Origin of the sequence: Streptomyces sp. NBC_01520 (genome assembly GCF_045040375.1) — a bacterium.
Lineage (GTDB): Bacteria > Actinomycetota > Actinomycetes > Streptomycetales > Streptomycetaceae > Streptomyces.
Map to the genome: position 1 here is coordinate 5,875,509 of NZ_CP109404.1, position 23,831 is coordinate 5,899,339.

Consider the following 23,831-nt stretch of genomic DNA (forward strand, 5'->3'; position numbering starts at 1 on the left):
CCTGCTTCAGCCCGTGGCGCCCGTGGCGCCTGCCTCCGCCGTTCCGTCCGACGGATCTGCCGCGGCCTTCTCGGCGAGCCCCGGAAAGGCTACGCCGGTGCCGCGCCAGCGAACCGCGCGCACGGCGGCCTCCCGGAGCGCGCCCGCTGCCTCCCGCCGCAGCGGCCCCTCGGCAGCCCGTACGAGATCGGAGTAGACGCCCGCGACCCGGTCCTCCAGCACGGCGGCGAGCCGCAGCGCGGCCGACGGGTCCGGCACCGCGAACGGCAGAGCGTACGCGGCGTCCGCCGCCACCGGCGTACCGCCCAGGTCACGGACGGTCCGTACCAGCGCGTCACGGCGGGCCCGGTGCGCGTCATGGGCCGTCTTCGCGTCGGTGCGCCGGCCGCCCTCCAGACGGCCGCCCAGTACCCCGTAGCCGTACACCGCGGCGTGCTCCGCGGCCAGCGCCGCCTGCGCGGCCGTCAGCGGGCCCTTGCCGTCGTCCTGCCCGGTACCGTCGGTCATGACGAGGTCTCCTTGGCCAGCTCGGTCAGCAGGTACGCGTGGACCGCTCCGGCGGCGGCGACCGAGGCCAGCAGCCGGGCCAGCTCGGGTCCGGCCTTCACCAGGGTCCTGGCGCGTTCGTCGGCCACCCGCCGCTCCTCGGCAGCCAGTTCCTTCAGGGCGGCCTTCGGGTCCGCGGGCGGAGCCGGGGGTGCGGCGGCCTTCGGGTCCGCGGGGGCGGGCTTCTTCGCCACGCTCCCGGAGAGCGCCGAGGCGTGTTCGCGCACGGCGGCCCCGAGCGGCGCGAGTCCGGCCGCCGTCGTCGGATGGAGGGCCGCCACCTGCTCGTACCGGGTGAGCAGTGCGGTGCTGGCGCGGGCGGCGGCCGTCCGCAGCGCCGTCTCGGCACGCAGCGAGGCGGTCCGTGCGCCGGTGGAGCCGGACCCGAGGCGTGCCGTTCCCGACCCCTCGCCGCTACCGCACCCTGTCAGTACCGCGCCCAGGGCGACCGCTCCCGTGCTGGTGAGCGCGTTCCTGCGCGTCGTCCCCGTGCGCCGCACTTGTCTCCTTCGATCTGGTTTCTGACAGATCCTGTCCCGAAATGATCACCGCGGCTGAGCGTACCCGCGGTCCGGCGGGAGGCGGACGGCAACACCCCTGCGGACCGGATACCCTTTGACCTGACACGCGACGATCCCCACAACAGCACACGCGGCCGAGGAGTCACCCGGATGAGCACCACCCAGAGCGAGAGGCTGCGCGGGCTGCTCGAACCGCTCGTCAGCGCCAAGGACCTGGATCTCGAAGAGATCGAGGTGTCCCGGGCGGGCCGCCGGAGGGTGCTGCGGGTCATCGTCGACTCCGAGGACGGCGTGGAGCTCGACACCTGCGCCGAGCTGAGCCGCACGATCTCCGAGACCCTCGACGAGACAGACGCGATGGGCGACGACGAGTACGTCCTCGAAGTGAGCTCTCCGGGCGCCGACCGCCCGTTGACCGAGCACCGCCACTACGTACGCGCCATCGGCCGACTGGTGAAGCTGAGCCTGCACACCGGGGAACCGGCCGACGAGCTGGTGGTCCGCATCCTCGCCGTCGACGACGAGGGAATCGACCTGGAGGTGCCGGGCGTCAAGGGCCGCAGGCCCACGTCGCGCCGTGTCGTCTTCGACGAGATCGCCAAGGCGCGCGTGGAGATCGAATTCAACCGCAAGGACAAGAAGGAAGAGGAGGCGTAGCCGTGGACATCGATGTGAAGCTTTTGAAGGGCTTGGCGCAGGACAAGGAGATCCCCTTCGACGTGCTCGTCGGGGCGATCGAGTCGGCCCTCCTCATCGCGTACCACCGCACCGAGGGCAGTCACCGCCGGGCGCGCGTCGAGCTGGACGCCGGCGGCCACGTCGTGGTGTGGGCGAAGGAGGACCCGGCCGATCTTGAGGAGGGCCAGGAGCCCAAGGAGTTCGACGACACCCCGTCCGGCTTCGGCCGTATCGCCGCTACCACCGCCAAGCAGGTCATCCTGCAGCGGCTGCGCGACGCCGAGGACGACAGGACGTTCGGTGAGTACGCCGGACACGAGGGCGACGTCGTCACGGGCCTCGTCCAGCAGGGCAAGGACCCGAAGAACGTCCTCGTCGACATCGGCAAGCTGGAAGCGATCCTGCCCGTGCAGGAGCAGGTGCCGGGCGAGGAGTACACCCACGGCCTGCGGCTGCGCACCTACGTCGTACGGGTGGCCAAGGGTGTGCGCGGTCCGTCCGTGACGCTCTCGCGCACCCACCCCAACCTCGTGAAGAAGCTCTTCGCGCTGGAGGTCCCGGAGATCGCGGACGGATCGGTCGTCATCGAGGCCATCGCCCGCGAGGCCGGCCACCGCACCAAGATCGCCGTACGCTCCACCCGGGCCGGCCTGAACCCCAAGGGCGCCTGCATCGGCCCGATGGGCAGCCGTGTGCGCAACGTCATGGCCGAGCTGCACGGTGAGAAGATCGACATCGTGGACTGGTCGGACGACCCGGCCGAGATGGTCGCCAACGCCCTGTCACCCGCACGGGTGAGCGAGGTCGAGGTCGTGGACCTCGGGACCCGCTCCGCACGGGTGACGGTGCCCGACTACCAGCTGTCGCTGGCGATCGGCAAGGAGGGCCAGAACGCCCGCCTCGCCGCCCGGCTCACCGGCTGGCGGATCGACATCCGGCCGGACACCGAGACCGGTGAGGAGCGCGACATCGCCGACCGTGAGCGCGCCGAGCGCGCCCGGGAGCGGTCCGAGCGCGGCTGAGACACGGACGTCCGAAGGGCCCGCTCCGGCGGTTCCTCCGGGGTGCCCGAAGGAATAGATCGAGGCGTCATGCCGCTGAGATCACGACAACATCCGTTCGATTCTTGCCCCAAAGGGGTGAGGTCGGTGCGGGGAGGTAGACTTAAACGTGTCTGGCCGGACGCACGCCCGCGCTTGCCCCGAACGAACCTGTGTGGGATGCCGGGAGCGGGCGGCCAAGAGCGAGCTGCTGCGCATCGTGGTGGACGGGGGAGAAGTCGTCCCTGATCCACGCGGTACGCTGCCCGGCCGGGGTGCGTATGTGCACCCGGTCTCTGTCTGTCTCGACCTGGCGGTCCGCCGCCGGGCATTCCCCCGGGCCTTCAAGGCCAAGGGGCCGTTCGATTCCGCGGCACTGCAGCGGTTCGTCGAGCGGGTGACACCGCAAGAAAAGTGAACGGCACGGGTCCCCGTGCGGTCAGGTACCTCGCGAGTTGGAAGTAGGTCGAGATTGCGATGAGCACTCGATGAGTACGCGATGAGTACGCCCATGAAGTAGCGACGGTCCGGCGGTAACCCGGACCTAAAAGGAGCGAAGTGGCTAAGGTCCGGGTATACGAACTCGCCAAGGAGTTCGGGGTTGAGAGCAAGGTCGTCATGGCCAAGCTCCAAGAACTCGGTGAATTCGTCCGTTCGGCGTCCTCGACCATCGAGGCGCCGGTCGTACGCAAGTTGACTGACGCACTGCAGGGTCCCGGTGGAAACGCCGGCAAGTCCGCTGCAAAGCCTGGCGCGCCCCGCAAGGCCGCCCCCTCGAAGCCCGCAGCGCCCTCCCCGGCCGCTGCGGCACGTCCCGCTGCCCCGAAGCCCGGCGCCCCGGCCCCCAAGCCGGCCGCCGCCGAGGCTCCTGAGAGCAGCACCCCCGCGGCGCCCTCCGCGCCGTCCGCAGGCCCGCGTCCGGGTCCGAAGCCGGCTCCCAAGCCCGCTCCGGTCACTCCGGTGCCCGCCGCCGAGTTCTCGGCTCCGGCACCGGCTCAGCCGGCCGCACCCCAGCAGCCCCAGGCCCCGCGTCCCGCGGGTGCCACCCCGGGTCCCCGCCCCGCCCGTCCGGCTCCGGCCGGCGGTCAGCGTGACGGTGGCCGCGGTGGCGAGCGTGACGGTGGCCGTGGCGGCGAGCGTGACGGCGGTCGTGGCGGCGAGCGTGGCGGCGACCGTCCGGCACGTCCCGCAGGCCAGGGCGCACCGCGCCCCGGCGGCGCACGTCCGGCGGGTCCCCGCCCCGGTAACAACCCCTTCACCTCCGGCGGCTCCACCGGCATGGCGCGCCCCCAGGCGCCCCGTCCCGGCGGTGCCCCGCGCCCCGGCGGCGGTCAGGAGCGCCCCGGCGCCCCGCGCCCCCAGGGTGGTCCCGGCGGCGCCCCGCGCCCGCAGGGTCAGGGTGGCGCACGTCCGTCCCCGGGCGGCATGCCCCGTCCGCAGTCCCCGCGTCCCGGCGGCGGCGCAGGTGCCCCCTCGGGTAACCGTCCGAACCCGGGCATGATGCCGCAGCGTCCCGCTGCGGGTCCGCGTCCCGGCGGTGGCCCCGGTGGCGGTGGCCGTGGTCCCGGCGGCGGTGGCGGCGCAGGCCGTCCCGGCGGTGGCGGCGGCGGTCGTCCCGGTGGCGGCGGCTTCGCAGGCCGTCCGGCCGGTCCCGGTGGCGGTGGCGGCGGTTTCGCAGGCCGTCCCGGTGGTCCCGGTGGCGGTGGCGGCGCAGGCCGTCCCGGTGGCGGCGGCGGCTTCGGCGGTCGTCCCGGCTTCGGTGGACGTCCCGGCGGCCCGGGTGCCCGTGGTGGCACACAGGGTGCGTTCGGCCGTCCCGGCGGTCCCGCGCGTCGTGGCCGCAAGTCGAAGAGGCAGAGGCGCCAGGAGTACGAGGCCATGCAGGCCCCGTCGGTGGGCGGCGTCATGCTGCCCCGTGGCAACGGACAGGCTGTCCGGCTGTCGCGCGGTGCTTCCCTCACCGACTTCGCCGAGAAGATCAACGCCAACCCGGCGTCGCTCGTCGGCGTGATGATGAACCTCGGCGAGATGGTCACTGCCACGCAGTCCGTCTCCGACGAGACGCTGAAGATGCTCGCGGACGAAATGAACTTCGTCCTGGAGATCGTCAGCCCCGAGGAGGAGGACCGCGAGCTGCTCGAGTCCTTCGACATCGAGTTCGGCGAGGACGAGGGCGGCGAAGAGGCCCTGGTCTCCCGTCCGCCGGTCGTGACCGTCATGGGTCACGTCGACCACGGTAAGACCCGACTGCTGGACGCGATCCGCAAGACGAACGTCATCGCGGGCGAGGCCGGCGGCATCACGCAGCACATCGGTGCGTACCAGGTCGGCGCCGAGGTCAACGGCGAGGACCGCCGGATCACCTTCATCGACACCCCGGGTCACGAGGCGTTCACCGCCATGCGTGCACGTGGTGCGAAGTCCACCGACATCGCGATCCTCGTGGTGGCGGCGAACGACGGTGTGATGCCCCAGACGATCGAGGCGCTGAACCACGCCAAGGCGGCCGACGTGCCGATCGTGGTCGCGGTCAACAAGATCGACGTCGAGGGTGCGGACCCGACCAAGGTGCGCGGTCAGCTCACCGAGTTCGGTCTGGTGGCCGAGGAGTACGGCGGCGACACGATGTTCGTCGACATCTCCGCCAAGCAGGGCCTCAACATCGAGGCTCTTCTGGAGGCCGTCGTCCTCACCGCCGACGCCTCGCTCGACCTGCGGGCCAACCCGGAGCAGGACGCGCAGGGTATTGCGATCGAGTCCCACCTCGACCGCGGCCGCGGTGCCGTCGCGACCGTCCTGGTCCAGCGAGGCACGCTGCGGGTCGGCGACACGATGGTGGTCGGCGACGCGTACGGCCGAGTCCGCGCGATGCTCGACGACAAGGGCGAGAACGTCGAGGAAGCGGGTCCCTCGACCCCCGTCCTCGTGCTCGGTCTCACCAACGTCCCGGGTGCCGGCGACAACTTCCTGGTCGTCGACGAGGACCGTACGGCCCGTCAGATCGCCGAGAAGCGTGCCGCTCGTGAGCGCAACGCCAACTTCGCCCGCAAGGGTGTCCGGTTCTCCCTGGAGAACCTGGACGAGGCGCTCAAGGCCGGTCTGGTCCAGGAGCTCAACCTCATCATCAAGGGCGACGCGTCCGGTTCGGTGGAGGCTCTCGAGTCCTCGCTGCTCCAGCTCGACGTCGGTGAAGAGGTCGACATCCGGGTCCTGCACCGCGGTGTGGGTGCGGTCACCGAGTCGGACATCGACCTGGCGACCGGCTCCGACGCCATCGTGATCGGCTTCAACGTGCGCGCCGCAGGGCGTGCCGCGCAGATGGCCGACCGCGAAGGTGTGGACGTCCGGTACTACTCGGTCATCTACCAGGCGATCGAAGAGATCGAAGCGGCCCTCAAGGGCATGCTCAAGCCGGAGTACGAAGAGGTCGAGCTCGGTACGGCGGAGATCCGCGAGATCTTCCGCTCGTCCAAGCTGGGCAACATCGCCGGTGTGCTGGTCCGGTCCGGCGAGGTCAAGCGCAACACCAAGGCGCGCCTGCTCCGCGACGGCAAGGTCATCGCGGAGAACCTCAACATCTCCGGTCTGCGCCGCTTCAAGGACGACGTCACCGAGATCCGCGAAGGCTTCGAGGGCGGTATCAACCTCGGAAACTTCAACGACATCAAGATCGACGACGTCATCGCGACGTACGAGATGCGCGAGAAGCCGCGAGGCTGATCCACGGGGAACCCCGGGGGGTGACCCCCGGACTCTCCTGCACGGTCGGGGCCGGTCGACGGGTCGTATTTCCGTCGATCGGCCCCGGCCGTTCCGTGTACGGTTCGGGTGTTCCCGCCGAGTGACGGCGGGGCGTGGCTGTGCCGGTCCGGGGGCGCCCCGGCACCGGCCACAGCCCCCGAACCCGAACCGGCGGGACATCCGGACATACATGTATGTGGGGACACTGTCCTTCGATCTGCTCCTCGGCGACGTACGGTCGTTGAAGGAGAAACGCTCCATCGTCCGCCCGATCGTCGCCGAGATCCACCGCAGGTTCGGGGTGAGCGTCGCGGAGACGGGCGACCAGGATCTCCACCGCAGGGCCCGGATCGGTCTTGCCGTGGTCTCCGGGGACACCGGGCACCTCACAGACGTACTCGACCGGTGCGAGCGGATGATCGCCGGCCGGCCGGAGGTGGAGCTGCTGTCCGTACGGCGGCGGCTGCACAACGACGAAGAAGACTGAGCACGTTCAAGAAGGAGACGGACCAGTGGCCGACAACGCGCGGGCAAAGAAGCTGGCAGACCTCATCCAGGTGGTGGTCGCCGAGAAACTGCAGCGCGGTATCAAGGACCCGCGTCTGGGCACGCATGTGACCATCACGGACACCCGGGTCACCGGCGACCTGCGGGAGGCCACGGTCTTCTACACGGTCTACGGCGACGACGAGGAGCGGGCGTCCGCGGCGGCCGGGCTGGAGAGCGCCAAGGGCATCCTGCGCTCGGCGGTCGGCGCGGCGGCGGGGACGAAGTTCACCCCGACCCTCGCCTTCGTGGCGGACGCCCTGCCGGACAACGCCAAGGCGATCGAGGACCTCCTCGACCGGGCACGGGCCTCGGACGCCAAGGTCCGCGAGGCCTCCTCGGGCGCCACGTACGCCGGTGACGCGGACCCGTACCGCAAGCCGGAGGACGAGGACGAGAACGGCGAGGGTTCACCTTCCGCATGACGCAGAACAAAACGCCGGACGGACTTGTCATCGTCGACAAGCCGTCCGGCTTCACTTCGCATGACGTCGTGGCCAAGATGCGCGGCATCGCCCGGACCCGGCGGGTCGGCCACGCCGGCACGCTGGACCCGATGGCGACCGGTGTCCTGGTGCTCGGCGTCGAGAGGGCGACCAAGCTGCTCGGTCACCTCGCCCTGACCGAGAAGGAGTACCTCGGTACGATCCGGCTCGGCCAGGACACCGTCACCGACGACGCCGAGGGCGAGATCACCTCGTCCACCGACGCCTCGGGCGTCACCCGTGAGGGCATCGACGCCGGGGTGGCCGCGCTGAGCGGCCCGATCATGCAGGTGCCGTCGAAGGTCAGCGCCATCAAGATCGACGGCAAGCGGTCGTACGCCCGGGTGCGCGGCGGCGAGGAGTTCGAGATTCCGGCCCGTCCGGTGACCATCTCGTCCTTCCGCGTCTACGACGTCCGCGAGGCGGTCGCCGAGGACGGCACCCCCGTCGTCGACCTGGTCGTCTCCGTCGTCTGCTCCTCGGGCACGTACATCCGCGCCCTGGCCCGCGACCTCGGCGCCGGACTCGGCGTCGGCGGGCACCTGACCGCGCTGCGGCGCACCCGGGTCGGCCCGTACGGGATCGACGCCGCCCGGACGCTGGAGCAGCACCAGCAGGAGCTGACCGTGATGCCGGTGGCCGAGGCCGCGGCCTCGGCGTTCCCCCGCTGGGACGTCGACGAGAAGCGCGCCAAGCTGCTGCTCAACGGTGTTCGGGTCGACATGCCGGCGTATCCGCCGGGGCCGGTCGGGGTCTTCGGACCAGACGGGACCTTCCTGGTACTTGTCGAGGAGCAGAAGGGCAAGGCCAGGAGCCTCGCCGTCTTCGCCTGAGGACCACCCTCTGAGAGGGCCGGTCCATCGTGGAGCGGGCAGACCCCCCGGTGCCCGCTCCACGATCCCCCTCCCGCGACCATTCCTGTCCACGGGTTGCCGCGGATTCACCCCGATGGACGGGCGCTCGGAGTGACGGAGGGGTGTGAGGGGGGCGCTTCGGCCTCTCGCGCTTCTCGTACCGACCACCCGGGATCTACCGTCGGACCATGGGTAGCGGGGACCGGTCGGAACTGGTAAAAATCTGCGATCAGGCCGGCCGGCCGCGAGGGACCGGATTCGTCGCGGACGACCGCGGGACGGTCGTCACCAGCCATCAGGCCGTCGGTTCCGCCACGGCCCTGGTGCTGCACGCGGCGGACGGCCGTACCTGCCCGGTCGGGCCCGACGACATCACCGCGCTGCCCGGTCTGGGGCTCGCCCTGCTGCGCACCGGAGGGCCCGAGGTCCTCGGTGCGGAGCCGCTGCCCATCGCCGTACGCGACCGGGTCGGGACGGGCACCTACGTGCGGATCGCCGCCCACGGCTGGCGGGAGGCGCGGGTGCTCGGCACTACCCCGGCGACGTACGCGGAGGGCGGGCGCAGCCACCCGATGGGCGAGGTGCTGGAACTCGCCCTCGGCACGGACGGACGCGACGCGCTCCGGTCGGGTGGGGCGGCCGTCGGCGGGCCGGTGACGGACCCACGCACCGGGGCCGTCCTGGGTGTGCTCTCCACCGCGCTCACGGCCGGTCACGAGGCGGCGGGGCTCGCGGTGCCGCTCGTCGGCCGGGAGCACGGCCGGGGTGCCGAAGGTCCGCTCGCCGAACTGCTGCGCCGCAACGCGGGCGGGGTCCCCGGATACGGCTGCGACCTCAACCTCGCGGGTGCCCTCCAGCTGACCGCGACCTCGCTCGGCCACACGGGCCGGCAGGGAAGCGTGGAAGCGGTCGAACGCCCGCACGTCGGAGCGGAGTTCACCGCTTTCGAGACCGGTACGGGGCCCGTTCTGGGCCTCGTCGGAGGTCCGGGGACGGGCCGTACCACCGAACTGGCCGCGCTGGCCGGCCGCCGGGCCGGCGGGCCGGTGCCGGCGCTCACGCTCTGGCTGCGCGGCGCCGATCTGCACGCCGGCGACACCTCGGTCGCCGACGCGATGACGCGTGCGCTCCGGGGCTCCGGGCGGATCGTCACCGCGGCCGGGGCCCGGGGCGACATGACGACGGCCACCCCTGAGCGGGTGGCCCGCCTCGCCGCCGCGTCCGGGAACCCGCTGCTCGTCGTCGTGGACGGCCCCGAGGAGATGCCGCCGCTGCTGGCCCACCGGCTCGCCGAATGGACCCGGGGAACGGCCGCGTGGCTGCGCGCGCACGGGGCGCGGATGGTCGTCGCCTGCCGCCCGGAGCACTGGGAGACCGCCGGCGCGCTCTACGCCTCGGACGCCCTGCACCACCCTGAACGGCCCGCCCGGGGTCTGCCGCCTGCCGTCCGGCTGGGCGACCTGACCGCGGACCAGGCCGAGCGGGCCAGGCAGCGGTACGGCATTCCGCCGGACGCCATCGCCCCGGGCCACGACCGGCATCCGCTCACCCTGCGGCTGCTCGCCGAGGTGCGGGCGGCGCTGCCGCCCGACGTGCCGGGCAGGCCCGGCACGGAGGAGGTCTTCGCCGCCCACCTGGACCTGGCGTGCGTCCGGATCGCCGTCCGTATCGGGGCGGAGGCCGAGCCCCGGCTCCGGGGCACCGCGGTCCGCAGGCTCGCGGCCAAGGTGGCGGGCCAGGTCCACGAGGCGGCCCGGCGCTGCCTCGGGCCGGGCCAGGGAGAGCTGGACCGGGCCACGTTCGAGGAGATCTTCCCCTGGCGCACGGGGTGGGCACCCGCCGTCCTCACCGAGGGACTGCTGGCCCCGGCGGGCGCCGGATACCGCTTCGCCCACGAGGAGTTGGGCGACTGGCTCCAGGGCGCGCACCTGGACCTCGACGCCGCGCTGCGTTCCCTGGTGCACCGCTGGCACACGGAGAGCGCACTCGTGCCCGCCGGGCCTTCCGGGCCTTCCCGGGGCGTGGGGGCGCTGCGGTCGGTCGCCCCGCCGGAGGATCCGGAGGCGGAACCCCGCAACCTCCCCGTCCCGCGTCACCGCATCGGCCCGGTCATCCAGGCGATGCTCCTGCTGGAGCGTCGCCAGGGAACGGCCGCGCCGGCCCACCGGATGGCCGACCTCATCGAGGCGATGGACCGGCTGCCCGCGGCGGAGGACGCCGGTACGGCGGTCCGGCCCGCCGACGCCTCGTGGTGGGCGTCCCATCTGCTGCGGGAGAGCCTCCTGCGGGTCCCCGACGCACGGCCGTACCTCGGGGTGCTGCGGGTGCTCACCGGACGGATCACCCGGCGTTCCCGGGCCGGTGGCGGACCGGCGGGGCTCGGGCCGTACGCCGTGTTCGGGCCGTGGTTCTGGCGGCGGATCCGGCTGCCCGAGGACGACCGGATCGACCTGCTCCGCAGGCTCGTGCCCGCCGACGGCGCCCCGCGCGCCGAAGGCTCCGCAGGCGCGGTCGGCACTTCGCGCACCGAGGGTTCTCCGCGCCATGAAGGTTCTCCGGGGCCCGGGGGATCTCCGGGGCCTGGCGGTTCCCCGGGGCCCGGGGGTTCTCCACACTCCGGGGGCTATGCACACTCCGACGGCGCCCCGCGCCCCGAAGCCTTCGCGCGGGCCGACGGGGGCGAGCGGTATCTGGACGCCGTGGCCCGGCGCCTCACCGTCCACCCGCGGACCGTGCAGCCGCTGCTCTGCCGATGGTTCACCGACGAGACCCCGCTGACCGCCGACGCGAGCCCGCAGCCCGTCGGCGACGGCGGGCGGATGCGGCTCACCGTGGCCGCCGCCGCACAGGCCCTCCTGTACGCCCGCCGCGACCTCGCCGTCGACGACCTGACCGAGGCGCTCGTCGACTCCGGCCACCCGCGCGCCGCCGAACTCCTCACCGCGCTCGCCGAGGAGGAGCCCTCCGCGCTCTGCCGGGCCGTCGACCGGTGGGCACGCGACGAGGAGCGCCCCGAACGGCGCGCCGCCGCCGCGCTCCACGCCACACTCACCGCGGGCCTCGCGATCACGGAGACCGACCGCGCCCTGCTGCGCGGCTCCGCGCTCGTCCTGCTGGCCCGGCCCGACGACACCGTCCTGCACGCCCCGGCGCTCACACTCCTCGTACGCGACCCGAGGACCCGGGGCCGCTACCTGCCCCAGGCCCTGCGGGTCTTCGCCGCCGGGGACCCCAGACTGCCCGTGGCCCTGCTGGCCGAGGTGCTCCCGGAGTTCCCGGAGCCGGTGATCGCCGCCCTGGGGGCCAGGCTCTCGCTGCCCGGGGAGGCCGCCGACGACGTACTGCGGACGCTGGCGGGGTTGGACACCCCCGCCCTCGCCCTGCACGCCCCCGGCCTCGTACGGCAGTACATCGACAGCCACCCCGCGGACGGGGCGCAGGCCGCCGCGTACGTCGAGCTGCGGCTGGAGCACAGCCCGGCCGCCCGCGCGCTGCTGCTGCCCCTGGTGACCGGGCTGCTGCGGGACCGACCCGCGCCGCCGCCGGTACGCGCCGCCCTGGCCCGGGTGCTCGCCGCCCCGGGGAGCGCGGCCTCGCGCCCGCTGCGGGCCGAGCTGCTGGAGGTACTGCTGGACTTCGAGCAGGACACCGGCAGGGACCCCGAGGTGCTCTGCGCGCTGCTCCGGGCCGCCGCGGGGGGCTCCGGACGGCGCCCCGAGGTCCGCACGAGGGCGCTGGTGCACCGTACCGGGATGCTCCTCGCACGCACGACCGAAGGCGCCGCCCGCTTCGACCGCGGGCTGGTCGAACTCGCCCGTGACGTGCCCGGATTCGCGGCGCTCGTCACCGGCTGGCTCGACGACGCCCCACAGGAGTGGGCGGCCGTCGTGGGCCCCGGCGCCCGACGGACGATGGAAACGATGGACAGATCACAGTCCGGGTTGCCGATGCCGATGCAGGCGGCAGGACGTGAGCATGGCAGTCTTAGACCTGCGTAATGGACATACACACGTACACAGGTTCGGGCGAGGAGCGGTCACAGTGCAGTGCTGGCGCGGCTTGGAGGACATCCCCGAGGACTGGGGTCGCAGCGTCGTCACCATCGGTTCCTACGACGGAGTGCACCGCGGGCACCAGCTGATCATCGGCCGGGCCGTCGAGCGGGCGCGTGAGCTCGGGGTTCCCTCCGTGGCCGTCACCTTCGCCCCGCACCCCAGCGAGGTCGTGCGCCCCGGCACCCACCCGCCGCTGCTCGCCCCGCACCACCGGCGTGCCGAGCTGATGGCGGACCTGGGCGTGGACGCGGTGCTGATCCTGCCGTTCACGGCCGAGTTCTCGAAGCTGGCGCCCGCCGACTTCATCGCGAAGGTCCTCGTCGACAAGCTGCACGCACAACTGGTCATCGAGGGCCCGAACTTCCGCTTCGGGCACCGGGCGGCGGGCAACGTCGCGCTGCTGGCCGAGCTCGGCGCGACGTACGACTACCGCGTCGAGGTCATCGACCTCTTCGTGAGCGGGGACGCGGGCGGCGGCGAGCCGTTCTCCTCCACCCTCACCCGCCGGCTGATCGCCGAAGGCGACGTGGCGGGAGCCGCCGAGATCCTCGGCCGCCCGCACCGGGTGGAGGGCATCGTGGTGCGCGGCGCGCAGCGCGGCCGCGAGCTCGGCTTCCCGACGGCGAACGTGGAGACCCTCCCGCACACCGCGATCCCCGCCGACGGGGTCTACGCGGGCTGGCTGACCGTGAACGGCGAGGCCATGCCCGCCGCGATCTCCGTCGGCACGAACCCGCAGTTCGACGGCACGGAGCGGACGGTGGAGGCGTACGCGATCGACCGTGTCGGCCTCGACCTGTACGGGCTGCACGTCGCGGTCGACTTCCTCGCGTACGTACGCGGCATGCTGAAGTTCGACTCGATCGACGACCTGCTCGTGGCGATGGCCGCCGACGTGAAGCGGTGCGGCGAGCTGATCGCCGCGTACGACCCGGCCTGACGCTCCCCGCGGTGCGCCCGGCGGCGCCCCGGGGCATCGTCGGAGGAGGACCGTCGAGCCGGGAGGTCGTCCGCCGTGCGTGAACTGCTGTCGGAACTGCGCGCCTGGCACGACGCCGGTACGCCCTTCGCCCTGGCCACGGTCGTGGCGGTCCGGGGCAGCGCACCGCGTGCGCCCGGTGCCGTGATGGCGGTCTCCGCCGACGGGACGGTGGCGGGCAGCGTCTCCGGGGGGTGCGTCGAGAGCGATGTGTACGAGGCCGCCACCGAGGCGCTCGCCACGGGTGTCCCGCTGCTGCGGACGTACGGCATCAGCGACGACGAGGCCTTCGGGGTCGGACTGACCTGCGGCGGCACGATCGACGTCCTGGTGCGGCCGTACACCACGGCGGACGGCCGCGACCGGCTGCGCGGGCTTGTCGACACGATCGCACGCGGGGAGCCGGTGGCGGTCGCGACCGTCGTCTCCGGAACGGCACCCGCGGGCGCCGCGCGGACGGTCCTGGCCGACCGGGCCACCGGCTCGCTCGGCGACGAAGGGCTCGACGCCGCCGTCACCGACGACGCGCGCGGGCTCCTCGCCCAGGGAGCCACCGGAGTCCAGCGGTACGGCCCGCACGGCGAACGCCGGATGCAGGACGTCACCGTCTTCGTCCAGACGTACGCCCCGGCACCCCGCATGCTCGTCTTCGGGGCCATCGACCACGCGGCGGCCACGGCACGCATCGGTTCCTTCCTCGGCTACCGGGTGACGGTCTGCGACGCACGGCCGGCCTTCGCCACCCGGGAGCGCTTCCCCACGGCCGACGAGGTGGTCTGCGCGTGGCCGCACACCTACCTGGAGTCGACCGCGGTGGACGCCCGCACGGTCATCTGCGTGCTGACGCACGACCCGAAGTTCGACGTGCCGCTGCTGGCCACGGCGCTGCGCACGCCCGCCGCGTACATCGGTGCGATGGGCAGCAGGCGCACCCACCAGGACCGGATCCAACGGCTCCGCGACGCCGGGGTGGACGAGGCGGGACTGGCCCGCCTCGCCTCACCCGTGGGCCTCGACCTCGGCGCCCGTACGCCCGAGGAGACGGCCGTCTCCATCGCCGCCGAGATCATCCAGCACCGCTGGGGCGGTACGGGCCGCCCGCTGGCCGAACTGACCGGAACGATCCACCACCGTCCCTGAGCACGGATCGGGGCAGCCCCGCCCGCTCGGCACGGCTCCGGCCGCCGGCCGGACTCAGCCCCCGGCCGAAGCAGGTTCGGGCTTCGCCGCCGCCCAGTGGCAGGCCACCTGCGTCCGGCCCCCGCCCTCCAGCACCGGCAGGTCCTTCGTGCGGCACGCGTCCGCCACCCCCGCGCGTTCCGCCTCGCCCGACGCGAGGACCTGGCAGCGGGCATGGAAACGGCAGCCCGACGGCACCTTCGACGGGTCCGGCGGCTCCCCGGTCAGGATCACCGGGTCGCCCTCCGCCTCCGGCAGCACGGACAGCAGCGCCTGCGTGTACGGGTGCCGGGGTGCCGTGAGGATCTGCTCCACGTCACCCGTCTCGACGATCCGGCCCAGATACATCACCGCCACCCGGTCCGCGATGTTCCACGCCAGCCCCAGGTCGTGCGTGACCACCAGCGCAGACAGGCCCAGCTCGTCGCGCAGCCGCAGCAGCAGGGCCAGGATCTCGCCGCGCACCGACGCGTCCAGCGACGCCACCGGCTCGTCCGCGACGATGAGCTCGGGCTCCAGGACCAGTGCGCCCGCGATCACCACGCGCTGGCGCTGACCGCCGGACAGCTCGTGCGGATACCGCAGGAAGAACCGCTCAGGGGGCCGCAGCCCCGCCCGCGCCAGCGCCCCCGCCACCGCGGTCCGCTCGTCGCCCGTGTACCCGTGGATGCGCAGGCCCTCCGCCACCGCGTCGTACACCGTGTGCCGGGGGTTGAGGGAGCCGCTGGGGTCCTGCAGCACCAGCTGCACCCGCTTGCGGTACGCCTTGAGGGCCCGCCCCGAGTAGTCGAGCGGCTTGCCGCCGAACGTGACCCGGCCGGACGTGGCGGGCACCAGGCCCAGCAGGGAGCGGGCGAGCGTCGTCTTGCCGCAGCCGGACTCGCCGACCAGGGCGACGATCTCGCCGGGCCGGATGTCGAGGTCGACGCCGTCGACGGCACGCGCCGTCGCCGCCCCGCGCCGTCCGGGGAAGGCGACCCTCAGGGCCTCCGCGCTGAGCAGGGGGGCCGGGGGAGTGGCGGTCATGTGGTGCTCCTTGCCGTGTCGCCGCCATGCGGCCGGGGCGTCGTGACGGCATCCGGGTCCATCAGCACGCAGGCCGCCCGCCGGTCCTCACCGGCAGGCCGCAGCTCCTGTTCCTCGGTGGCGCAGGAGTCCAGTGCCACGGGGCAGCGCGGATGGAACGTACAGCCGGACGGCAGCGCCGACGGGTCCGGCGGGTCGCCCGGCAGACCGCGCGGAGCGTGCCGGGACGTGAGGTCGCCGATCCGGGGGAAGGCGGCCGACAGCGCGTTGCCGTACGGGTGCCTGGCGTTCTCGTACACCTGTTTGGCGGGACCCTCCTCGACGATCCGGCCCGCGTACATCACCGACAGGCGGTCGCAGGTGTCGGAGAGCACCGCCAGGTCATGGCTGATCATGATGAGCCCGAGGTCCTGGTCGGCGACGAGCTGCTCGATCAGCCGCAGGATCTGGGCCTGGATCATCACGTCGAGCGCGGTGGTCGGCTCGTCGGCGATGATCAGCCGCGGGTCGCAGGCCAGCGCCATGGCGATCATCACGCGCTGGCGCTGCCCGCCGGACAGCTCGTGGGGATAGGCGTCGGCCCGCGCGGCGGGAAGCCCCACCTGTTCCAGCAGTTCGCCCGCCCGCTTGTGCGCGGCGGCCGGGGTGGCCTTCTTGTGCAGCAGGATCGGCTCGGCGATCTGGTCCCCGATCCGGTGCACGGCGTTCAGCGAGTGCATCGCGCCCTGGAAGACGATCGACGCCCCCGCCCAGCGCACCGCGCGCAGCCGGCCCCACTTCATGGTGAGGACGTCCTCACCGTCCAGCAGGATCTGGCCGCTGAGGGTCGCGGTCGCGGGCAGCAGCCGCAGCAGCGCGAGCGCCAGCGTCGACTTCCCGCAGCCGGACTCCCCGGCGATACCGAGCTTCTGGCCCGCCTCGACCCGCAGATCGACGCCCCGTACGGCGGGGACGGCGGAGTCTCCCGCGCCGTAGGTGATGTGGAGGTTCCTGACGTCGAGCAACGGCTGCCGGGTCTCCGGTTCCTTAACTGTCTCTGTCTTCACAGCGGTCAACGGGTCACCCCCAGCTTGGGGTTGAGCACGGACTCGATCGTGCGGCCGCACAGCGTGAACGCGAGGGCGACGACAGCGATGGCGAGTCCGGGCGGAGCGAGGTACCACCAGTTGCCGGAGCTGACCGCCCCGGCCTCACGGGCGTCCTGGAGCAGCCCGCCCCAGGAGACGATCGTCGGATCGCCGAGCCCGAGGAAGGCGAGGGTCGCCTCGGTGAGGATGGCCATGGAGATCACCAGCGTGGTCTGGGCGAGCACCAGGGGCATCACATTGGGCAGCACATGCCGGGACATGATGTGGCCGTGGCCCCCGCCGAGCGCCTTGGAGCGCTCGATGTACGGACGTGACTCCACGGACAGCGTCTGCGCACGGACCAGCCGCGCCGTCGTCGGCCAGGTCGTCACGCCGATGGCGAGGACCGTCGTCCAGACGGACCGCGAGAGCACCGTGGCCAGCGCGATGGCCAGCACCAGGGTCGGCATCACGAGGAACCAGTCGGTGACCCGCATGACGACGTTCCCGTACCAGCCCTTGAAGTGACCCGCCGTGATGCCCACCACGGTCCCGATGGCCACCGTGAGGAACGCGGCGAGCAGGCCGACGGTCAGCGAGACCCGCGTCCCCCACACGAGCAGGGCCAGCAGGCTGCGGCCGAACTGGTCGGTTCCGAGCGGGAATTCGGCGCTTGGCGACTCCATTGGACCGCCCGGCGCCTGGGTGACGCTCTGCGAGTCCGCTCCCACCAGCAGCGGGGCGAACAACGCGATCAGGGCGATCAGCGCGAGCACGGCAAGGCCGGCGAGGCCGGCCCGGTGGCTGCGGTACTCACGCCAGAAGCGGGCGGCGGCATGACGCCTCCGGGCCCGGGTGAGGGCACGCGGGCTGATGGTCTTCACCGCGTCGGTCGTGGTCGTCATCGGCCCACCCGGGGATCGAGGAGCGGATAGATCACATCGGCGAGCGTGTTCATCAGGATCACCGCAGCGGCGAAGACGAAGAACAGCGCCTGCACCAGTGGCAGGTCGGGCACGCTCAGGGCCTGGTAGAAGAGCCCGCCGAGGCCGGGCCAGGAGAACACCGTCTCCACCAGGATCGCTCCCGCGACGGTGTGGCCCAGGTTGACGAAGAGCAGCGTCACCGTCGGCAGCATCGCGTTCGGTACGGCATGACGGCGGCGTACGAGGTCGTCGCGCAGCCCCTTCGCCCGTGCCGTCGTCAGGTAGTCGCTGCCCATCTCGTCGAGCAGCGAGGAGCGCATCACCAGCAGGGTGCGCGCGTACTCGACGGCGACGAGGGTGACGACCGGCAGGACCAGGTGGTGGGCGACGTCGAGGACGTAGCCGAAGCCGCTGGAGTTGCCCGATTCCATGCCGCCCGTCGGGAAGAGACCCGGGATCGGGCCGATGCCCACCGACAGGGTGACGATCAGGAGCAGGCCGAGCCAGAACGACGGCACCGAGTACAGCGTCAGGGCGAAGGCCGTGTGGAAGCGGTCCCCGGCCGAGCCGTTGCGCCAGGCGGACCTGGCACCCAGCCAGATGCCGATCGCCGTGTAGATCACGAAGGCGGTACCGGTGAGCAGCAGCGTCGCGGGCAGCGCCTCGGAGATCTTGTCCATGACGGGTGCGCGGAACTGGTAGGACGTGCCGAAGTCCCCGGTCAGGGCCTTGCCGCAGTACTGGGTGAACTGCTGCCAGAGCGGCAGGTCCAGCCCGAATTCCCGGCGCATCGCGGCGATCTGCTCGGTGGAGACCTGCCGGCCACCCGTCATCTGCTTGACCGGGTCGCCGGGGATCATCCGGAAGAGGAAGAAGCTGGTGACGAGCACGGCGAACAGCGAGACGGCCGCACCGGCCAGCTTGCCCGCCGCATAACGGAGATAGGCGGTCGTGCTGCGGGCACGCGGACTGCGGGCCGACGGCCCGGCCGGAGCCGGGCCGTCGGCCTGCACAGTGTCCACGCCCGCCGCGCTCTTCAGGAGCGCGGGAGTGCTTTCTGTGCTCATGGACTATTCACGGTCTTCCGCGGTGGAACGACGACGCATGGCGAACAGCAGCCCGCCACCGGCGAGGACGACTACGGCGATTCCGACACCGATGAGGACTCCGGTGGAGCTGCCGCTGTCGCCGGACGAACCGCCCGACGCACCGGAGGCCGGGACCGCCGACCACCAGCTCCAGTAACCGTCCTGGCCGAAGATGTTCCCCGCATCGGAGGGCATCGTCGTGATGGACTTGATCTGGTCGGTGCGGTAGGCCTCGACAGCATTCGGGTACGCCATGACATTCATGTACCCCGTGTCGTACAGCCGCGACTCCATCTGCTTGACGAGGTCAGCCCGTTTGGCGGGGTCGTACTCCGCGAGCTGCTTCGCGTACAGCGCGTCGTACTGCTTGTCGCAGATGAAGTTGTCGGTCGCCGCCGACTCCTTCGCCTTGGACGGGAGCGCGGCGCAGGTGTGGATCGACATCACGAAGTCGGGGTCCGGGTTGACGGACCAGCCGTCGAAGGCGAGGTCGTACTCACCCGCGTACCAGGGGTCGGAGACGTTGTCCCGGCAGTCGACCTTCAGGCCGACCCCGAGGTCGCCCCACCACTCCTGGAGGTACTTGCCGATCGCCTTGTCGTTCGGGTCCGTGGCGTGGCACAGGATGCGGAAGTCGAGCGGCTTGCCGTCCTTGCCGGCCCGCTTGCCCGCGCCGTTCTTCTTGTAGCCCGCCTGGTCGAGGAGCGCACCGGCCTTCGCCGGGTCGTAGGCGAGTTTCTGTTCGGCCGTCGGCTTCCAGAAGTACGAGCCGTAGCGGGGCGGGATGTAGCCCTCGCCCTCTATGGCGTGGCCCTGGAAGACCTTGTCGATGATGGTCGTGCGGTCGACGCTCATGAAGAGCGCCTGACGGACCTTCTGGTCCAGGAGCGCCGGATGTCCGTCGCCGAACTTCTTGCCGTCCTTGGTCTGCGCGCCGGGGTTGGTGGCCAGTGCGTAGAAGCGCCGGCCGGGGGCATCGTTCACCTTGATGTTCTCGGCGGTCTTCAGCGACGCGGCCTGCGCGGGCGTCAGGCTCGGGCTGCCGGCCACGAAGGAAACTTCACCCTTTCGGAGGGCGGCGACGGCTGCGTCCTGGTCCTTGTAGTACCGGAAGACGAGCTCGTCGAACTTGGGAGCGCCCCGCCAGAAGTCCTTGTTGGCCTTCAGCTTCACATAGCTGTCGACCTTGTAGTCCGTCAGGATGAACGGCCCGTTGCCGACGATCGGGAACTTCGTGTCGTTGTTGAACTTCGAGAAGTCGCCGACCTTCTCCCAGACGTGCTTGGGAACGATGGGCACATCCAGCGCCGTCATCGTGGCCTGAGGCTGCTTCAGCTCTATGACCAGCTTGTCCGGACTCGGCGCGGTCACCGTCTTGAAGTTGCCGACGAAACTGCCGTTCGACGTGGCGGCGGCCTCGTCGGTCATCATCTTGTTGAAGGTCCACGCCGCGTCCTCGGCGGTCGCCTTCTCGCCGTCCGACCACTTCGAGTCGTCCCGGATGGTGTACGTCCACGTCAGCTTGTCCGCCGAGGCCTCCCACTCGGTGGCGAGCGCGGGGATCGTGTGGCTGTCCTTGGCGTCGTAGTTGGTGAGGTAGTCGTACATCAGCCGGTGGATGCTAGTGGACACCAGCCGCTGCGCGAGGAACGGGCTCAGGGAGTCGACACTCTGCGCGACCGCGACCGTGAGCGTCGACTTCCCGTCGGCCGCCTGTGCCTCCTGCGCGGCGGGACCGACCGGGTTGCCGGGGACGACCGATCCGGCGGCCAGCGCCAACGCGGCGGCCCCGGAGGCAAGGAGGATGCGCACGCGGCCCCGTGTGCGGGGAGAGCGTGGGGGGAATCTTGTGACCATAGGACGTAGACCTCGCGTCTTGACTCGCACGGTGAAGGCGGGCAGATCTCTGGTTCGCCAGCTGGTGAAGCGAAGGTTTATCAGCGCCGGTCGAGTCACGTCAACGGTCCACCAAACCGCGTGTGGTCTGCGGGAATACAAGAAGGGCCCGCACCGTGGGAACGGTGCGAGCCCTCATTGGTTTAGACCTCTACTGCCTTACTGCTGAGGCGCCGGCGGCGGCTGCGGAGGGTACTGCTGCCGGCCTGCCGGCGGAACGGGACCTTGCAGTTCCGGCTGTCCGGGCTGATGTGCCTGGCCATCGGCGTGCGGGGCCCTCGGAGCCGGTCCGGCCGGGTTCGCGCCCGACTGCGCCTGGGAGGGCGGTGACTGCTGCCAGCCGTTCTGCTGCGCACCCGGACCGGGGTGCGGCGGATAGGGCTGCTGCGGCGCCGCGCCCTGCTGCTGCGGAGGCTGCTGGCCGCCGTACGGCTGCTGTCCCCCGTACGGCGGTTGTCCTCCGTACGGCTGCTGCGGATACGGCTGTTGGGGGTGCTGCGGCTGTCCGGGCTGCGGCTGCGGCGGGTACGGCTGCTGGGGCTGTCCGGGCTGCGGCTGCCCCGGGTACGGCTGCTGCTGAGGTGTGTACTGCTGTTGTCCGGGCATCGGAGGGGCGAACTGCGGCGGCGGGTTGCTGCCCTCCGCCGTCCACAGCCCCTGCTGCTGCTGGGCCCGCTGGAAGTCCTCGGCGACGAGCGCGGAGAGGTTGAAGTACGCCTCGCGCGTCTTCGGGCGCATCATGTCCAGGTCGACCTCGGCGCCCGCCGACAGGTGTTCGTCGAACGGCACGACCACCACACCGCGGCAGCGCGTCTCGAAGTGCTGGACGATGTCGTCGACCTTGATCATCTTTCCGGTCTCGCGGACACCGGAGATGACGGTGAGCGAACGCTGCACCAGATCCGCGTAGCCGTGCGCCGACAGCCAGTCCAGCGTGGTGGACGCGCTGGACGCGCCGTCGACGGACGGCGTCGAGATGATGATCAGCTGGTCGGCGAGGTCCAGCACGCCGCGCATCGCGCTGTAGAGCAGACCGGTGCCCGAGTCGGTGAGGATGATTGGGTACTGCTTGCCCAGGACGCCGATCGCCCGGCGGTAGTCCTCGTCGTTGAACGTCGTGGAGACCGCCGGGTCCACGTCGTTGGCGATGATCTCCAGACCGGAGGAGGCCTGCGAGGTGAAGCGGCGGATGTCCATGTACGAGTTGAGGTACGGGATCGCCTGGACCAGGTCGCGGATGGTGGCCCCGGTCTCACGGCGCACCCGGCGGCCGAGCGTACCGGCGTCCGGGTTGGCGTCGATGGCGAGGATCTTGTCCTGCCGCTCGGTGGCCAGGGTCGAGCCGAGCGCGGTCGTCGTCGTGGTCTTGCCGACGCCGCCCTTGAGGCTGATGACCGCGATCCGGTAGCAGGACAGCACCGGGGTGCGGATCAGCTCCAGCTTGCGCTGCCGCTCGATCTCCTCCTTCTTGCCGCCCAGCTTGAATCGGGAGGCACCGGAGGGGTTGCGGCTGCTCTTCGCCTTCTGCTTGCCCCGGACCAGCCGGTCGGAGGAGAGCTCGACCGCGGCCGTGTAGCCGAGCGGAGCGCCCGGCACGGAACGCTCACGCTGGTCATGGGTCACCGGCGTGGGCCAGGCGGCGCCGGTACGCGGATCGACGGGCGGGGCCTGGGGGGCGGGCTGCTGGGGCTGGTACGCCTCGGGCTGTTGCTGTTGCTGTTGCTGTTGCTGCGGCTGCGGCTGCTGGTGCGGAGCGGCCGGAGCGGGCAGGTTGGGCGTGGCCCGGGCCGGCTGCTGGGGGATCTGCGGAGGGAGCGGGGCACCCTGCGCGGGCAGGTGCGGGGCCTGCGGCGGGAAACCGTAACCGGGCTGGGGCTGCGCCTGCGGTGGGAAACCGTAGCCGGGCTGCTGCTGGGGCTGCGCCTGGGCCGGGGGCAGTTGAGGTGCGCCCTGCGCCGGGAAATGCTGCTGCGGCGGCGCCTGCGCGGGCCACTGCGGTGCGGGCTGGGGCGCGCCGGGCTGCGGCGCGGCAGGCTGCGGCGCGGCAGGCTGGAAGGCCGGCGGCAGCGGCGGAACGGCACCCGGCGCGGGCGGCGCGGGGGACCACGGCGCCGGTACGTTCGACCGCGCGGCGTACTGGGGGGCGTCGGCAGGAGACGCGCCCTGGGGCGCCGCGTCCGTGGTGGGGCCGGCGAGGTCCGCGGGCGCGTCGGCCTTCGAGGCGTCCGTCGCGGGCAGCTCGTCGGCCGCCCGTACGGAATCCGCGGCGGTGTTCGTGTCGGCGTGCGTGCCGGTGCCGGTGTTGGTGCCCGGATCCGGGGCGGAGGCGTCCGTGATCTTCTCGGACTCGCCGGACCTCTCGTTCACCGGAACGGATGGGTCCGCCTCGATGTCCCCGGCCTCGGTGGTGGAACCTGCCGTGGCGTCCTGCGCCGTTCCGGCCGAGGGCGCGTCAGGAACGGAAGCCGACGACACGGCGGCCTCGGCCTCGGCCGCCGCCTCGCGCTCCGCGATCTCCTGCTTCAGCGCGGCGGGGGAGAACCGCATCGTCGCGCCACTCTCCAGATCACCGCCGCCGAACGGATCGGCCGCACCGCTCCCGGCACCCGTCCCCTCGGAACCGGCCGAAGCCGAAGCCGGACCCGCCGCCCCGGTCTCGGAAGACGGCACGGACGGCGCGGACGGCGCGGACGGCGCAGCGGGCACAGCCGGCGCGGGCGGAGCCGGCGACCAGTTCTGCTCGAATCCGCCCCCGGCGGGCAGCCCCGGCACCGGAGCCCCGTGCGGCGGCGGAGGCGGCGCCAGATGCGACCCCGCCCCGCCCGACGAGTCCCCCGACGCGCTCTGCGTGTACCAGGCGGGCGGGGTGTAGTCGATGGTGAACTCACCCGTCATCTCTGCGGGCTCCGCGTCGGACGACTCGTCGACGGGCGTGTTCCATCCCCCGCGGATCTCGTCCCGATCGCCGTTCACTTTGCCTCCTGGTGTGGTCGAGCACCCTTGTGCCGTGGTGGGCGGGGGCGACCGTTCCCGTTGTCCGGTCCGCCCGGCTCTCCCCCCTTGCGACGCGCAGTGCCTGCCCGCAGGTTCCTCTGCCGCGCCCGCACCCACCCTAATCGCCAGGGGGCGTGCTACGGCAGGCCGTATCGCACGGGAGGACTGTCCAGTAGGTCACGCCGCGCCTACAAGTGAACGAACTGTGCA

Annotated in this window: 18 protein-coding genes; 10 read left to right on the forward strand and 8 right to left on the reverse strand. The window is 72.2% G+C overall.

What is annotated here, in order from left to right:
* Positions 1-6 precede the first annotated feature (6 nt).
* Both OG524_RS26845 and OG524_RS26850 read right to left on the reverse strand, forming a co-directional pair.
* On the reverse strand, positions 7-507 hold the full coding sequence (locus OG524_RS26845; protein WP_405388300.1) for a ferritin-like domain-containing protein: 501 nt from the start codon (positions 505-507) through the stop codon (positions 7-9).
* Positions 504-1,046 (reverse strand): hypothetical protein, encoded by a 543-nt coding sequence (locus OG524_RS26850; protein ID WP_405388299.1) that lies wholly within the window; start codon positions 1,044-1,046, stop codon positions 504-506. The genes OG524_RS26845 and OG524_RS26850 overlap by 4 nt, the downstream gene beginning before the upstream one ends.
* Before the next feature lie 171 nt (positions 1,047-1,217).
* Here OG524_RS26850 and rimP point away from each other — a divergent pair, with 171 nt between their 5' ends.
* From rimP to OG524_RS26900, 10 genes are all read left to right on the forward strand, one after another.
* Entirely contained in the window at positions 1,218-1,724 is a 507-nt protein-coding gene (gene rimP / locus OG524_RS26855) for a ribosome maturation factor RimP (protein ID WP_405811804.1), read from the forward strand.
* A 2-nt stretch (positions 1,725-1,726) separates the two neighbouring features.
* Positions 1,727-2,767 (forward strand): transcription termination factor NusA, encoded by a 1,041-nt coding sequence (nusA, locus tag OG524_RS26860; RefSeq protein WP_405388297.1) that lies wholly within the window; start codon positions 1,727-1,729, stop codon positions 2,765-2,767.
* A gap of 148 nt (positions 2,768-2,915) precedes the next feature.
* A complete protein-coding gene (locus OG524_RS26865) occupies positions 2,916-3,203 on the forward strand; it encodes a YlxR family protein (RefSeq protein ID WP_405388296.1) in 288 nt (95 codons plus the stop codon).
* 140 nt (positions 3,204-3,343) lie between these two features.
* Complete coding sequence (gene infB / locus OG524_RS26870; RefSeq protein WP_405388295.1) at positions 3,344-6,505, forward strand: translation initiation factor IF-2; 3,162 nt, start codon at positions 3,344-3,346, stop codon at positions 6,503-6,505.
* 211 nt (positions 6,506-6,716) lie between these two features.
* A complete protein-coding gene (locus OG524_RS26875; protein ID WP_405388294.1) occupies positions 6,717-7,013 on the forward strand; it encodes a DUF503 domain-containing protein in 297 nt (98 codons plus the stop codon).
* A gap of 25 nt (positions 7,014-7,038) precedes the next feature.
* The gene (rbfA, locus tag OG524_RS26880; protein ID WP_104789492.1) at positions 7,039-7,497 is read left to right on the forward strand and encodes a 30S ribosome-binding factor RbfA; all 459 of its coding nucleotides are present in this window, start codon (positions 7,039-7,041) and stop codon (positions 7,495-7,497) included.
* The gene (gene truB, locus OG524_RS26885) at positions 7,494-8,390 is read left to right on the forward strand and encodes a tRNA pseudouridine(55) synthase TruB (protein ID WP_384500997.1); all 897 of its coding nucleotides are present in this window, start codon (positions 7,494-7,496) and stop codon (positions 8,388-8,390) included. Before rbfA ends, truB begins: the two co-directional genes overlap by 4 nt.
* A 209-nt stretch (positions 8,391-8,599) precedes the next feature.
* Entirely contained in the window at positions 8,600-12,409 is a 3,810-nt protein-coding gene (locus tag OG524_RS26890) for a trypsin-like peptidase domain-containing protein (RefSeq protein ID WP_405811805.1), read from the forward strand.
* Positions 12,410-12,452: 43 nt separating this feature from the next.
* The gene (locus OG524_RS26895; RefSeq protein ID WP_405811806.1) at positions 12,453-13,406 is read left to right on the forward strand and encodes a bifunctional riboflavin kinase/FAD synthetase; all 954 of its coding nucleotides are present in this window, start codon (positions 12,453-12,455) and stop codon (positions 13,404-13,406) included.
* Positions 13,407-13,481: 75 nt separating this feature from the next.
* Positions 13,482-14,585, forward strand: coding sequence for an XdhC family protein (locus OG524_RS26900; protein WP_405388291.1), 1,104 nt, complete (start codon positions 13,482-13,484; stop codon positions 14,583-14,585).
* Between the two features lie 54 nt (positions 14,586-14,639).
* Here the strand turns inward: OG524_RS26900 and OG524_RS26905 are convergent, their stop codons facing one another.
* The 6 genes from OG524_RS26905 to OG524_RS26930 form a co-directional block, all read right to left on the reverse strand.
* Entirely contained in the window at positions 14,640-15,650 is a 1,011-nt protein-coding gene (locus OG524_RS26905; RefSeq protein ID WP_405388290.1) for an oligopeptide/dipeptide ABC transporter ATP-binding protein, read from the reverse strand.
* On the reverse strand, positions 15,647-16,705 hold the full coding sequence (locus OG524_RS26910) for an ABC transporter ATP-binding protein (protein ID WP_405811807.1): 1,059 nt from the start codon (positions 16,703-16,705) through the stop codon (positions 15,647-15,649). The genes OG524_RS26905 and OG524_RS26910 overlap by 4 nt, the downstream gene beginning before the upstream one ends.
* A complete protein-coding gene (locus OG524_RS26915) occupies positions 16,702-17,622 on the reverse strand; it encodes an ABC transporter permease (RefSeq protein WP_405388288.1) in 921 nt (306 codons plus the stop codon). Before OG524_RS26915 ends, OG524_RS26910 begins: the two co-directional genes overlap by 4 nt.
* Entirely contained in the window at positions 17,619-18,710 is a 1,092-nt protein-coding gene (locus OG524_RS26920) for an ABC transporter permease (protein WP_405388287.1), read from the reverse strand. The genes OG524_RS26915 and OG524_RS26920 overlap by 4 nt, the downstream gene beginning before the upstream one ends.
* Before the next feature lie 3 nt (positions 18,711-18,713).
* The gene (locus OG524_RS26925; RefSeq protein ID WP_405811808.1) at positions 18,714-20,588 is read right to left on the reverse strand and encodes an ABC transporter substrate-binding protein; all 1,875 of its coding nucleotides are present in this window, start codon (positions 20,586-20,588) and stop codon (positions 18,714-18,716) included.
* A gap of 198 nt (positions 20,589-20,786) precedes the next feature.
* The gene (locus OG524_RS26930; protein ID WP_405811809.1) at positions 20,787-23,600 is read right to left on the reverse strand and encodes an SCO5717 family growth-regulating ATPase; all 2,814 of its coding nucleotides are present in this window, start codon (positions 23,598-23,600) and stop codon (positions 20,787-20,789) included.
* Positions 23,601-23,831: the final 231 nt, after the last annotated feature.